14 protein-coding genes are annotated in these 12,156 nt (G+C 68.8%); 9 read left to right on the top strand and 5 right to left on the bottom strand.

Features of this window, described 5'->3' with window-relative positions; translation table 11 throughout:
- Positions 1–38 precede the first annotated feature (38 nt).
- The 4 genes from MNQ95_RS13130 to MNQ95_RS13115 form a co-directional block, all read right to left on the bottom strand.
- On the bottom strand, positions 39–281 hold the full coding sequence (locus tag MNQ95_RS13130) for a SlyX family protein (RefSeq protein ID WP_162408975.1): 243 nt from the start codon (positions 279–281) through the stop codon (positions 39–41).
- Between the two features lie 17 nt (positions 282–298).
- Positions 299–1,651 carry a UDP-glucose dehydrogenase family protein gene (locus tag MNQ95_RS13125; RefSeq protein ID WP_241953139.1) on the bottom strand — a complete coding sequence of 451 codons (1,353 nt, stop codon included), beginning with the start codon at positions 1,649–1,651 and terminating at the stop codon, positions 299–301.
- A 24-nt stretch (positions 1,652–1,675) separates the two neighbouring features.
- On the bottom strand, positions 1,676–2,611 hold the full coding sequence (locus MNQ95_RS13120; RefSeq protein ID WP_162408702.1) for an FKBP-type peptidyl-prolyl cis-trans isomerase: 936 nt from the start codon (positions 2,609–2,611) through the stop codon (positions 1,676–1,678).
- Between the two features lie 88 nt (positions 2,612–2,699).
- The gene (locus tag MNQ95_RS13115; protein ID WP_425501305.1) at positions 2,700–3,263 is read right to left on the bottom strand and encodes a glutathione peroxidase; all 564 of its coding nucleotides are present in this window, start codon (positions 3,261–3,263) and stop codon (positions 2,700–2,702) included.
- 122 nt (positions 3,264–3,385) lie between these two features.
- Here MNQ95_RS13115 and MNQ95_RS13110 point away from each other — a divergent pair, with 122 nt between their 5' ends.
- From MNQ95_RS13110 to MNQ95_RS13080, 7 genes are read left to right on the top strand one after another with little or no spacing between them, the layout of a single operon-like run.
- Positions 3,386–3,634 carry a hypothetical protein gene (locus MNQ95_RS13110; protein ID WP_162408701.1) on the top strand — a complete coding sequence of 83 codons (249 nt, stop codon included), beginning with the start codon at positions 3,386–3,388 and terminating at the stop codon, positions 3,632–3,634.
- Positions 3,635–3,636: 2 nt separating this feature from the next.
- Complete coding sequence (locus MNQ95_RS13105; protein ID WP_162408700.1) at positions 3,637–3,999, top strand: GntR family transcriptional regulator; 363 nt, start codon at positions 3,637–3,639, stop codon at positions 3,997–3,999.
- Positions 3,999–4,889: an ABC transporter ATP-binding protein gene (locus MNQ95_RS13100; protein ID WP_162408699.1), complete on the top strand. Its 891-nt coding sequence runs from the start codon at positions 3,999–4,001 to the stop codon at positions 4,887–4,889. Before MNQ95_RS13105 ends, MNQ95_RS13100 begins: the two co-directional genes overlap by 1 nt.
- Positions 4,886–5,893 carry an ABC transporter permease gene (locus MNQ95_RS13095; RefSeq protein ID WP_162408698.1) on the top strand — a complete coding sequence of 336 codons (1,008 nt, stop codon included), beginning with the start codon at positions 4,886–4,888 and terminating at the stop codon, positions 5,891–5,893. The genes MNQ95_RS13100 and MNQ95_RS13095 overlap by 4 nt, the downstream gene beginning before the upstream one ends.
- Before the next feature lie 25 nt (positions 5,894–5,918).
- Complete coding sequence (locus MNQ95_RS13090; protein ID WP_241953138.1) at positions 5,919–6,752, top strand: DUF4097 family beta strand repeat-containing protein; 834 nt, start codon at positions 5,919–5,921, stop codon at positions 6,750–6,752.
- 19 nt (positions 6,753–6,771) lie between these two features.
- Complete coding sequence (locus MNQ95_RS13085; RefSeq protein WP_241953137.1) at positions 6,772–7,449, top strand: hypothetical protein; 678 nt, start codon at positions 6,772–6,774, stop codon at positions 7,447–7,449.
- Positions 7,450–7,465: 16 nt separating this feature from the next.
- Positions 7,466–8,185: a YggN family protein gene (locus tag MNQ95_RS13080; RefSeq protein WP_202922825.1), complete on the top strand. Its 720-nt coding sequence runs from the start codon at positions 7,466–7,468 to the stop codon at positions 8,183–8,185.
- A 54-nt stretch (positions 8,186–8,239) separates the two neighbouring features.
- Here MNQ95_RS13080 and MNQ95_RS13075 read toward each other — a convergent pair whose 3' ends face one another.
- The gene (locus MNQ95_RS13075; RefSeq protein WP_241954428.1) at positions 8,240–9,622 is read right to left on the bottom strand and encodes a class II fumarate hydratase; all 1,383 of its coding nucleotides are present in this window, start codon (positions 9,620–9,622) and stop codon (positions 8,240–8,242) included.
- A gap of 244 nt (positions 9,623–9,866) precedes the next feature.
- Here MNQ95_RS13075 and purB point away from each other — a divergent pair, with 244 nt between their 5' ends.
- Together purB and bla are read left to right on the top strand one after the other, a co-directional pair.
- Positions 9,867–11,249, top strand: a complete 1,383-nt coding sequence (gene purB, locus MNQ95_RS13070; RefSeq protein WP_241953136.1) for an adenylosuccinate lyase — start codon at positions 9,867–9,869, stop codon at positions 11,247–11,249.
- A 2-nt stretch (positions 11,250–11,251) separates the two neighbouring features.
- Positions 11,252–12,148, top strand: a complete 897-nt coding sequence (bla, locus tag MNQ95_RS13065; RefSeq protein ID WP_202922824.1) for a subclass B3 metallo-beta-lactamase — start codon at positions 11,252–11,254, stop codon at positions 12,146–12,148.
- The last annotated feature ends 8 nt before the right edge of the window (positions 12,149–12,156 follow it).

The raw sequence follows: 12,156 nt of genomic DNA, 5'->3' as shown, positions 1-12,156 counted from the left end.
CAATGGCCGCGGATCGGGCCGGGAAATAGGAAAGTCGATCAGTAGTGCGGCGGCGGCGGTTCGCTGGCCGGATCGGAATACAGCGAACCGCGCAGGCCGCGCAGGTCGGCCAGGACCGCCTGCAGCAGGGCCTCGCTGCGCGCGCTTTCACGGCGTGCATCGGCCAGGGCCTCGCTCAGTTCGTTCAACGCGTGCTCCTGGAATGCGAGCCGCGTTTCCAGCTCCACCAGGCGCTGGTCCAGTCCGCTCTCGAGCGGACCGTCGCCGCCGAAGCCGGGCATGGGGATCTGTGCCGGGCTCATGGCGTGCGCACCGAGCGACCGCGGCCGATGCCGTAGTAGGCCAGGCCGGCGGCCTCGATCTCTTCGGGCTCGTACAGGTTGCGGCCGTCGAACACCACCGCGTCACCCAGTGCCGCGTGCAGCCGCGCGAAATCCGGGCTGCGGAATTCCTTCCATTCGGTCACCACCACCAGCGCATCGGCGCCGTCCAGCGCCGCATGCGCCGAATCGCACAGGACCAGGCCCTCCCGCTCGCCGAAAATGCGCCGCGCCTCGTCCATCGCCTCGGGGTCGTAGGCACGGACCGTGGCGCCGGCTTCCCACAGCTGCGCCAGCAGCCGCCGGCTGGAGGCCTCGCGCATGTCGTCGGTGTTGGGCTTGAATGCCAGGCCCCACACCGCGAACACCTTGCCGCGCACGCCTTCGTCTTCCCCCCGGTCGTAGTGGTGCTGGACCAGTTCGAACAGCCGGCCTTTCTGCCGCTCGTTCACCGACTCCACAGCCTCGAGCAGTTGAGGTGAGTAGCCGTGCTGCTCGGCGGTACGCGCCAGTGCCTGCACGTCCTTGGGGAAGCACGAGCCGCCATACCCGGCACCGGGATAGATAAAGTGCCAGCCGATCCGCGGGTCGGAACCAATCCCCTTGCGCACCGCCTCCACGTCCGCCCCCACTCGCTCGGCGATGTTCGCCATCTCGTTCATGAAACTGATCTTGGTCGCGAGCATGGCGTTGGCCGCGTACTTGGTCAGTTCGGCCGAACGGACGTCCATCACCACGAAACGGTCGTGGTTGCGGTTGAAGGGCGCATACAGGCGACGCATCCGCGCCACCGCGGCCGGGTTGTCGGCGCCGATGATGATCCGGTCAGGACGCATGCAGTCGGCCACCGCAGCTCCCTCCTTCAGGAACTCCGGATTGGAGACCACATCGAACGCCACGTCGGCGCCGCGCGCGGCCATCTCGGCGGCGATGGCATCGCGCACCCGGTCGGCCGTGCCCACCGGCACGGTCGACTTGTCCACCACCACCACCGGTCGCTCGATGTGCCGGCCGATGGTGTGCGCCACGGCCAGCACGTACTTCAGGTCGGCGCTGCCGTCCTCGCCGGGCGGCGTGCCCACGGCAATGAACAGGATTTCGCCGTGCGCGACGGCGACGGCCGCATCGGTGCTGAAGTGCAGCCGGCCAGCCGCATGGCTGGCGCGGACCATCGACTCCAGGCCCGGCTCGTAGATCGGGACCACGCCCTTCTTCAGGCCCTCGATCTTGGCCGCGTCCACGTCGACGCAGACCACGTCGTGGCCCACCGCGGCCAGGCAGGCCCCGGTGACCAGGCCGACATAGCCGGTGCCGAAGATCGCGACGCGCATTGCGGCGTGTGCCTGCCGGGAGGCTTACTGGGCGATGCCCAGCAGCTCCACGTCGAAGGTCAGGGTCGCGTTCGGGCCGATCTTGCCGCCCGCCGCGCCCTCCGGACCGTAGGCCAGGTCCGACGGGATCCAGAAGCGGTACTTCGCGCCCACCGGCATCAGCGACACGCCCTCGGTCCAGCCGGCGATGACGCGATTGAGCGGGAATTCGACCGGCTCGCCGCGCGCGTAGGAGCTGTCGAACACCGTGCCGTCGAGCAGCTTGCCCTCGTAATTGACCCGCACCGTGTCGCTGGCCAGCGGACGCTGGCCGCTGCCCTCGCGCAGGATCATGTACTGCAGGCCCGACGGCGTGCTGAGCACGCCCTTGGCGGAGCGGTTCTTGGCCAGGAACGCGGCGCCATCGGCGCGGTTCTTGTCCCCCGCACCCTTCTGCTTGCGGGTCATGAACGCCTGCATGGTCGCCATCGCGTCCTGCTCGTTCATCAGCGGCGTGCCGGTCTTGCCCAGGCTGGTACGCACGGCCTGCATCAGCACCGCCGTGTCGACTTCGTCCTTGAGCGGCTGCAGCGACGGACCCACCATGCTTCCACCGACCAGCAGGCCGACCTGCTCCTTCGACGGCACCGGCGGCTCGCTACCCGGCGGCATGCCCGGGACGCGCTGCCCGGAGCGCGCGGCCACCGCGGCCTGCAAGCCCATGTGGGTCGCCTGCGCCTGCTCCTCGGACAACAGCGGCTTGCCGCCGGCCAGCGCGTTGTCGATCCCGCGCTGCATGGCGGCGAAATCGATATCCTGTGCGATCGGCTGGAACGAACGCGCCACGTCCAGGCCGATCGCGTAGCTCACCTTGTCCTTCTCGGTCGCCAGCGTCGTCTTGTCCTGTGCCACGGCAGTTCCCGCCATCATGCTTGCTCCCATCACCAGCGACGCCAGGGCGCCGCGCATGCGGTTGTTCATTCGTTGATTCCCTGAGGGGTTGTTCGGTCCACCGGCGAGGCCGGCGCGGCGCCATTGTCGCATGCGCGAAGTAGTACAGCGCCCGCCCTCAACGTTTCGGCGCAGGCGCCTTCAGCTCGCGCTCGATCGCCGCGACAAGCCCCGGATCCTCCGGCGTGACCTTGCTCGGCCAGTTGCCGACGACCCGCCCGTCGCGCGAGACCAGGTACTTGTGGAAGTTCCAGCCGGGCGACACGCCGGTGGCGTCATGCAGGCGACGGTACAGCGCGGTGGTTTCCGGACCGGTGACGTGCACCTTCTCGTACATCGGGAACTTCACCCCGTAGGTGAGCGTGCAGAACTCCTGGATCTCCTTTTCCGATCCCGGGTCCTGGCCGCGGAAATCGTTGGACGGGAAACCGAGCACGGAAAACCCTTCTGCCCCGTAGCGCTTCTGCAGCGCTTCCAGGCCTTCGAACTGCGGCGTATAGCCGCACTTGCTGGCGGTATTGACCACCAGCAGGACCTTGCCGCCCTGCTGGGCGTTCAGGTTGACCGCCGTCTTGGACGCCAGCGGGCGGTATTCCACATCCAGCAATGCCGGTGCAGCAGCGACCGCAGGCACGGCCACGACCAGCAACAAAGCCTTGAAAATCATTGACTTCAACGACATGGGGAGCTCCTGACGAAGAACGGCACCTATATAGGCCATCAGTTGGGCAGGTCATAGTTGACATGACGTGTTTAGGTGTTATAGTTGAATACAACACCAGTCATCCAACGCAGGACACCCGCATGAAACGCATCCTGTCAGCCCACCGCTCCTGGTTCATGGCCCTGGGCCTGGCCATGGTGGTCGTGGGAACGACCCGGTGGCTGCCCGACCACGATGGACGCCGTGGTGATTATGGACTCGCCGAGGCCGCCGCGACACGCGGCGACGCGGACCTGGACGCGGCCGCGGAGCGGCCGGCGCGCAGGCTCCGCGCCTCTTCGACCATGCCCTATTTCTCCTTTGCGCAGTCGCTGCGCTCACGGGGTTGACCATGAGTGACATCCAGTGGAGCGACGGCGCTCCCATCTACCGCCAGCTGAAGGACCGCGTGATCGCCATGATGCTGGACGGAATCCTGAAACCCGGCGAGGCCCTGCCTTCGGTCCGCCAGGTGGCCGCCGAGTACCAGCTCAACCCGATCACCGTCTCCCGCGCCTACCAGGAGCTGGCCGACGAGGGCCTGGTGGAGAAGCGGCGCGGCCTGGGCATGTTCGTGACCGAGGAAGCCTCCAAGCAGCTGCGCAGCAACGAGCGCGAGCGCTTCCTGAAGGACGAATGGCCGGCCGTCGCCGAGCGCATCCAGCGCCTGGGCCTGTCCGTGCAAGACCTGCTCAATCCTCTGGGGAACCACTGATGAACGCTGTCGCTCCCGAAACCCGAGGCACCGGCGCGGTCGTCACCGCCCGTGGCCTGCGCAAGGCCTACAAGAACAAGGTCGCCGTCTCCGGTGCCGATTTCGATATCGGCGCCGGCCGGATCGTCGGCCTGATCGGCCCCAACGGCGCCGGCAAGACCACCGCGCTCAAGGCGATCCTGGGCCTGACCCCGTTCGAGGGCCAGCTGACGGTGCTGGGCAAGGATCCGCGCACCCAGCGCGACGAGCTCATGAACGATGTCTGCTTCATCGCCGACGTGGCGGTGCTGCCGCGCTGGATGCGTGTAAGCGAGGCGATCGACTTCGTCGCCGGCGTGCACCCGCGCTTCGACCGGGCCAAGTGCGAGCGTTTCCTGGCCAACACCCAGCTGCACCCGAAGCTGCGCGTGCGCGAGATGTCCAAGGGCATGATCGTGCAGCTGCACCTGGCCCTGGTGATGGCCATCGATGCGCGCCTGCTGGTGCTGGACGAACCGACCCTGGGCCTGGACATCCTCTACCGCAAGCAGTTCTACCAGCGCCTGCTGGAGGATTACTTCGACGAGGAAAAAACCATCCTGGTCACTACCCACCAGGTCGAGGAGATCGAGCACATCCTCACCGACGTGCTGTTCATCCGCGACGGCCGGATGGTGCTGTCCTCGCCCATGGACGACGTGGCCGAGCGTTACACCGAAGTGCTGGTCGGCGCCGACCGGGTCGAAGCGGCGCGCGCGCTCAAGCCGATCGACGAGCGCGGCCTGCCGTTCGGCAAGACCGTACTGCTCTATGACGGCGTGCCGCAGACCCAGCTCGCCACACTCGGCGAAACCCGCAAGCCCGGTCTGGCCGACCTGTTCGTCGCCATCATGAAGGGGACCTACGCATGAACGCACTGAACCCCAGCCCCACCCACACCCCGCCGCACGACACGGCCAAGTTCAAGTGGCTGCTCAAGCGCGAGTACTGGGAGAACCGCGGCGGCTTCTTCTGGGCGCCGCTGATCACCGGCGCGATTATCGTCGGCCTGAACCTGATCCTGGCGGTAATCGGCAGCATTGCCGCGCGCCGCAGCATGGGCAGCAGCGGCTTCGTGTTCGACGACGGCACCGACGCGCACCAGATCGCCGACGCCCTGGGCGCGATGGGCGATGGCATGCTGCTCGGCGGCGTGCTGCTGGCCTGCGTCGTGCTGGCCTTCGTGGTCTTCTTCTACGCGCTCGGCTCGCTGTACGACGACCGTCGCGACCGCAGCGTCCTGTTCTGGAAGTCGCTGCCGGTCTCCGATTCGCAGATGGTCCTGTCCAAGGCCGCCTGGGCGCTGGTGCTGGCGCCGCTGTGGGCGATCGGCGTGGGCCTGCTGATCGGCGTGGCCCTGTGGGTGATCTCCGCGCTGACCATCACCGTCAACGGACTGCCCGCCGCCCATGCCGTGTTCACCCAGTCGCATCCGCTGCGCATCATCGGCGGCGTGCTGGCTTCGCTGCCGGTGTACATGGTGTGGGCGCTGCCGACCGTGGGCTGGCTGATGTTCTGCTCGGCCTGGGCGCGCTCCAAGCCGTTCCTGTGGGCGGTGCTGGTGCCGGTGCTGGTCTGCGTGGTGATCAGCATGATGACGATCCTGCCGGGCGTGGACATCGCCCACGACAAGGTCTGGTACACGGTGGTCTACCGCGGCCTGCTGAGCGTGGTGCCCGGTGGCTGGTACCCGGCGATCGGCGGCGTGGTGGATCCGTCGGTGCACATCAACACGCCCGACGACCTGTCCGGTGCGATCGACCTGACCCGCAGCTGGCATGCCTTCGCGACGGCGGACCTGTGGATCGGCGCGGTGATCGGCGTGGCCTTCATCGCCGCCGCGATCCGCCTGCGCCGCTGGCGCGACGAAGCCTGACCCGACACGTATCCGGAGACACACCATGCGCCCCACCCTGCTCGGACTGTTCGGCCTGCTCCTGATCGCCCCCACGGCGGCGCTGGCCGACGACCACTGCACCCATTCGGCCGCGCGCCAGCTCACCCTGGACCTGGCTGGCGTCAAGACGGTGCGCTTCGAAGTCAACCAGCACGACCTGGTGCTGCGCGCCGCGCCCGGCGGCAGCCACGAACTGAAGGGCCGCGCCTGCGCCAGCAAGCCGCAATGGCTGGACGACCTGACCGTCACCCAGGAAAAGAAGGGCGACACGCTGGTGGTGAAGGTGCGCCGCGAGAAGGAGGCAGGGCTGTCGAGCCTGTTCGGCGACAACTACGCCTGGCTGGACATCGCCGGCACGGTGCCCGACAGCGTGCTGGTGCAGCTCGATGTCGGCTCGGGCGACGCATCGCTGGACGGCGGCGCGGCGGCCAGCGCGGACGTGGGCTCGGGCGATGCCAAGCTGCGCGGCATCCGTGGCCTGGTGACCGCCAAGGTCGGTTCCGGCGACGTCGAACTCGACGGCGGCGGTTCGCTCAAGGTGCTTTCGATCGGTTCGGGCGATGTAAAGGCGCGCAACGTGGGTGGAGCAGCCGAAGTCGGCAGTATTGGCTCTGGCGACTTCAAGCTGGACGGCGCGCGTGGCGACGTGAAGATCGGCTCGATCGGCTCCGGCGACGCGGAACTGCGCAATGTCAGCGGCCGCGTGCGGGCCGAGTCGATCGGCTCGGGCAACCTGGAAGTGCGCGGCGCGGGCGCCCTGTCGGTCGGCTCGATCGGCAGCGGCGATGTCGACCACAGTGGCGTGACCGGTCAGATCGACCTGCCGCGCCGCGACTGAACCCCATCGGGAGAACGCCATGGAACGCACGCATATCCGTCGATCGCTGCTGCCGCTGCTGCTGGCAGGCCTGTTCCCGGTGGCCGCCCACGCAGCGCCGCCGCAGGAACGCAGCATCCAGGAAGAAATCAGCGCCGAGATGGCCGAGGCGCGCAAGGAAGTCCGCCGGGAACTGGCTACTGCCCGCGCAGAACTGCAGCAGGGCAACCTGGAAGTGGGACGGGACAACCTGAATTTCGGCAAGTCCGGCGAGCGCAAGCGCAAGGACGACGCGACCTTGCCCAAGGCGGAAATCACCCCGCGTGGCGACTTCCTGCTCGATGGCAAGGCGGTCGCCGTCAACGAACGACAGCGCAGGGAGCTGCTGGAATATCGCGGCCAGGTCATCGACATCGCGATGGCCGGCATCGACATCGGCGAACGCAGCGCGCAGATGGCCCTGGAGGCGGTCGACCGCGGCCTGTTCAGCCTGATGCTCAGCGCCATGACCGGCAGCCTCGAACGCAATCTGGAAAAGACGATCAAGGCTTCGATCGAACCCGGTGTCGTGCAGATCTGCCGCAGTCTTCCCGCTTTGCTGGACAGCCAGCAGCAGCTGGTCGCCAGCCTGCCGCAGTTCCGGCCGTACGCCACGCTCCAGGCCGACGATGTCCAGGACTGCGAAGACGAGATCCGCCGCGAATTCGCACTGAACTAGAGGAGAGGAACAGACCATGCGACATTTCCACGCTCTTGCCCTCGTGGCCATGCTGCCGCTCGCTGCCTGCGGCAGGGACGAACCGGCACCCACGCCCGCCGATGGCGGCAGCGCGGCTTCCGCCGCGACGGCGAACACGGCCCTGGGCCGGAAGATCCAGGAAGCGATGGCGCAGGCCAGCCGCAAGCTGGCGACCGAGAACATCCGCGTCGGCGAGCAGTCCGACAAGCCCAAGGCCGAGATCAGCCCGCAGGGCGACTTCCTGGTCGATGGCAAGCCGGTCCCGGTCGACGACGCGCAGCGCAAGCTGCTGCTGGCCCATCGCGCCAACCTGGTGTCGGTCGCCCAGGCCGGCATCGCGGTCGGCATGCAGGGCGCGGACCTGGGGATCGAGGCGGCCACCGGCGCGCTGAAGAGCGTCTTCCAGGGCGACAGCGAGAAGTTTGGCCAGGAAATGGAAGCGCGCGGCAAGCAGATCGAGGTCGAGGCGCAGAAGATCTGCGAACGCCTGGCGCCGCTGCTCGCCTCGCAGCAGGCGCTGGCCGCCGCCCTGCCCGCCTTCCAGCCCTACGCGACGATGGACCAGGGCGACATCGACGAATGCGGCGAGGACGGCAACTTCAACGTCAACGTCGGCGGCGGATCAGACGACCTGACCGAGGTGGCTCCGGACGCTAAGCACAACATGGACGCAGCCGCCGAGGCCGACGCTGCCGCGGCGCGACCCGGGAACTGACCGGAACGCGCGCCGCCTGCTCATCGCTGCAGGCGGCCGCGCCGCCGCCGGGCTTCAGCCGCCACCACCGCCCGGCTTGCCATGGATGCCGCCCTTGGCCAGCACCGCCGGGTCGAGCAGCGCCGCCAGCGTCTTCGCCGGCAACCCGGTGACTTCGATCGCCACCTCCAGCACCGGCCTTCCTTGCTTGTAGGCCTGCTTGGCGATCGCCGCGCCCTTCTCATAGCCGATCACCGGATTCAGCGCGGTCACCAGGATCGGATTGCGCGCCAGCGCTTCGCGGATGCGCTCCGGCCGCACCTTCAGCCCGGCGATGGCCGAGTCGGCCAGCAGCGTGGACACGTTCGCCAGCAGGCCGATGGAATCGAGCAGGTTGGCTGCGATCAACGGCAAGGTCACGTTGAGCTGGAAGTTGCCGGTCTGGCCGGCGATGGTGATCGCGGTGTGGTGGCCGATCACCTGCGCGGCGACCATGACCGTGGCTTCCGGGATCACCGGATTGACCTTGCCCGGCATGATCGAACTGCCGGGCTGCAACGCCGGCAGCTCGATTTCGCCCAACCCGGCCAGCGGTCCGGCATTCATCCAGCGCAGATCATTGGCGATCTTGATCAGGGCCACCGCCAGCGCATTGAGCTGGCCGGACAGCTCGACCGCGTCGTCCTGCGCGGCCAGGCCCTCGAACTTGTCGGATGCGCTCTCGAAGCGGGTGCCCGACAGGACCGAAAGCGCCCGTGCCGCGCGCGCGCCGAAGCGCGGATCGGCATTGATGCCGCTGCCGATCGCGGTGCCGCCCAGCGGCAGGCGGCGCAGGCGCTTGAGGCTGTCGCCGATGCGCTCCTCGGCCGAGCGGAGCTGCGACGCCCACGCGCCGAACTCCTGTTCGAAGGTCAGCGGCATCGCATCCATCAGGTGGGTGCGACCGGTCTTGACCACCCGGCGCAGCTCGCGGCCGCGCTTCTCGATGGTCTTGCGCAGGTGCCGGAGCGCCGGCAGCAGGTCCTCGAGCACGGCCAGCTGCGCCGACACGCGGATCGCGGTCGGAATGACGTCATTGGAACTCTGGCCCAGGTTGACGTGGTCGTTGGGATGGACCTGGCCCTTGCCAGCCTTGCCCGACGCATTGGCCAGCGCGGCGATCACCTCGTTGGCATTCATGTTCGACGAGGTGCCCGAACCGGTCTGGTAGATGTCCACCGGGAAGTGGGCGTCATGCGCGCCCGCAGCCACCTCGAGCGCCGCGGCGCGGGTGGCGGTGGCCACGTTCTTCGGTAAGAGGCCCAGCCCGGCGTTGACCTCGGCGGCCGCGGCCTTGACCAGGCCCAGCGCGCGGATGAAGCCGCGCGGCATCGGCCTGCCCGAAATCGGGAAGTTCTGCACCGCGCGCTGGGTCTGCGCGCCCCACAGGGCGTCGGCGGGCACCTGCAGCTCGCCCATGCTGTCGTGTTCGATGCGGGTGCGGGGACTGCCGGGCGCCGATGCGGCGGTGGACCGGCTGGCGCGCGGGGACGCCTTCGCACGGGGCCTTGCAGGGGTCTTGCTCATGACCGTCTCCAGCGGGGATGGACCACGGCGGGCGGCCGGTGACACCGGCGGCTGGCGGGGCAGCCAGCATACGCCAGGCCCCGATCCGGCCCGGCGCGTTAAACTTGAACGCTCCCTTCCGCCGCATCCCGCCCCCATGTCGGATTCCGCCCTGCTTGCCCTGTCCCCGCTCGACGGCCGCTACGCGTCCAAGGTCGACGCCCTGCGCCCGATCTTCTCCGAGTACGGCCTCATCCGCGCCCGGGTCAAGGTCGAGGTCGAATGGCTGCTGGCGCTCGCCGCCGAGCCGGGCATCGCCGAGCTGGCCGGATTTTCCGCCGCTGCGCAGCAACGCCTGCGCGCGCTGGCCGACGACCTCTCGGTCAACGACGCGGCGCGGGTCAAGGAGATCGAGCGCACCACCAACCACGACGTCAAGGCGGTCGAGTACCTGATCAAGGAGCGGCTGAAGGACGACGCCGGCGAGCTTGCCGAAGAGCTGGGGCCCGCGCTGGAATTCGTCCACTTCGCCTGCACCAGCGAGGACATCAACAACCTCAGCTACGCACTGATGCTGCGCGAGGCGCGCGACACGGTGCTGCTGCCGGCGCTGGACGGCGTCATCGCCCAGCTGCGCGCGCTGGCCGCGGCCCAGGCCGCCCAGCCGATGCTCTCGCGCACCCACGGCCAGACCGCCTCGCCAACCACCCTCGGCAAGGAAGTGGCCAATGTCGTGGCCCGCCTGGAACGCCAGCGCAGGCAGATCGCCGCGGTCGAGCTGACCGGCAAGATCAACGGCGCGGTCGGCAACTACAACGCCCATGCGATCGCCTATCCGGAAATCGACTGGCCTGTGTTCGCGCAGCGCTTCGTCGAAGGACTGGGCCTGCCCTTCAACGCCTACACCACCCAGATCGAGCCGCACGACAACATCGCCGAACTGGGCGATGCGGTGCGCCGCGCCAACACCGTGCTGGTCGACCTGGCGCGCGACGTGTGGGGCTACATCTCGCTGGGCTATTTCAGGCAGAAGCTCAAGGAAGGCGAGATCGGCTCCTCGACCATGCCGCACAAGGTCAACCCGATCGACTTCGAGAACGCCGAGGGCAACTTCGGCATCGCCAACGCGCTGTTCGAGCATTTCTCGGCCAAGCTGCCGATCAGCCGCTGGCAACGCGACCTGACCGACTCCACCGTGCTGCGCGCGCTGGGCACCGCGTTCGGCCATACCCAGGTCGCGCTGGACTCGCTGGGCAAGGGCCTGGGCAAGCTGACGGTCAATCCCGAGCGCCTGGAGGCCGACCTCGACGCGGCCTGGGAAGTACTGGCCGAGGCGGTGCAGACGGTGATGCGCCGGCACGGCCTGCCCAACCCGTACGAACAGCTCAAGGCGCTGACCCGCGGCCAGGGCATCGACGCGGAGGCGATGCGCGGTTTCGTCGCCTCGCTGGACCTGCCGGAAGATGCACGTGCGCGCCTGCAGGCGCTGACGCCCGCTGCCTACACCGGCCTGGCCGAACGCCTGGCGCGCGCGCTGTGAAGGTGCGGACGCTCGCCATCGCGGCCGTCGCGCTGCTCGCGCCCTTCGCCGTGCGTGCCGGTGCCACGAGCGCAGCCAGCCCCGCGCCTGCGCCGGCCTGCGCCGCCGACGCCGGCTGGGACGATCCGTCCCCGCCCTACCACCTGCACGGCGACACCTGGTTCGTCGGCACCTGCGGCATCACCGCGCTGCTGGTGACCTCCCCGCAGGGTCACGTGCTGCTCGATGGCGGCACCGCCAAGGGTGCCGCACTGATCGAGGCGAACATCCGCGCCGCGGGCTTCCGGGTCGAGGACGTGCGCTACATCGTGGGTTCGCACGAGCATTTCGACCATGCCGGCGGCATTGCCGCCTTGCAGAAGGCCAGCGGCGCGACCGTGGTCGCGCGCGAGCCGGCCGCCGTGGTGCTCGAGAGCGGCCGCAGCGGCCGCGAAGACCCGCAGTTCGCAATGCTCGACGCCATGGCGCCCGTCGCAGGCGTGCGCCGCATCGGCGATGGCGAGGAGCTGTCGCTGGGCGGCTGGCGCCTGACCGCGCATGCCACACCCGGGCACTCGCCCGGCGGCACCAGCTGGACCTGGCGCTCCTGCGAGAACGGCGCCTGCGCCGACATCGCCTACGTGGACAGCCTCACCGCGATCTCCGACGACGAATGGCGTTTCAGCGACCATCCGGACTACGTGGCAAGCCTGCGCCGCACGCTCGACGCGGTCGCCGTCCTGCCCTGCGACATCCTGGTCACGCCGCATCCGTCCGCCAGCGACCTGTGGTCGCGACTGGGTCCGGGCGCCCGCCAGCCGCTGGCCCAGGAAGGTGCGTGCCGTGCCTATGCCGGCAAGGCGCGCGAGCGCCTCGACAAGCGCCTGGCCGACGAAGCCACCACCCCGCCACAACGCTGATCCCCGCC

The sequence above is a fragment of the Pseudoxanthomonas daejeonensis genome, from assembly GCF_022637495.1.
GTDB lineage: Bacteria > Pseudomonadota > Gammaproteobacteria > Xanthomonadales > Xanthomonadaceae > Pseudoxanthomonas > Pseudoxanthomonas daejeonensis.
Note: the sequence above shows the minus strand (reverse complement) of the source record. Positions and strands in the feature narration are given on the sequence as shown.

Coding starts and splice junctions, on each gene's coding strand:
- MNQ95_RS13105 (WP_162408700.1), top strand. CDS start 3,637: ATGAGTGACATCCAGTGGAGCGACGGCGCTCCCATCTACCGCCAGCTG.
- MNQ95_RS13100 (WP_162408699.1), top strand. CDS start 3,999: ATGAACGCTGTCGCTCCCGAAACCCGAGGCACCGGCGCGGTCGTCACC.
- MNQ95_RS13110 (WP_162408701.1), top strand. CDS start 3,386: ATGAAACGCATCCTGTCAGCCCACCGCTCCTGGTTCATGGCCCTGGGC.
- MNQ95_RS13085 (WP_241953137.1), top strand. CDS start 6,772: ATGGAACGCACGCATATCCGTCGATCGCTGCTGCCGCTGCTGCTGGCA.
- MNQ95_RS13130 (WP_162408975.1), bottom strand. CDS start 281: ATGCCCGGCTTCGGCGGCGACGGTCCGCTCGAGAGCGGACTGGACCAG.
- MNQ95_RS13090 (WP_241953138.1), top strand. CDS start 5,919: ATGCGCCCCACCCTGCTCGGACTGTTCGGCCTGCTCCTGATCGCCCCC.
- MNQ95_RS13120 (WP_162408702.1), bottom strand. CDS start 2,611: ATGAACAACCGCATGCGCGGCGCCCTGGCGTCGCTGGTGATGGGAGCA.
- purB (WP_241953136.1), top strand. CDS start 9,867: ATGTCGGATTCCGCCCTGCTTGCCCTGTCCCCGCTCGACGGCCGCTAC.
- MNQ95_RS13115 (WP_425501305.1), bottom strand. CDS start 3,263: ATGTCGTTGAAGTCAATGATTTTCAAGGCTTTGTTGCTGGTCGTGGCC.
- MNQ95_RS13080 (WP_202922825.1), top strand. CDS start 7,466: ATGCGACATTTCCACGCTCTTGCCCTCGTGGCCATGCTGCCGCTCGCT.
- MNQ95_RS13125 (WP_241953139.1), bottom strand. CDS start 1,651: ATGCGCGTCGCGATCTTCGGCACCGGCTATGTCGGCCTGGTCACCGGG.
- MNQ95_RS13075 (WP_241954428.1), bottom strand. CDS start 9,622: ATGGGCGAGCTGCAGGTGCCCGCCGACGCCCTGTGGGGCGCGCAGACC.
- MNQ95_RS13095 (WP_162408698.1), top strand. CDS start 4,886: ATGAACGCACTGAACCCCAGCCCCACCCACACCCCGCCGCACGACACG.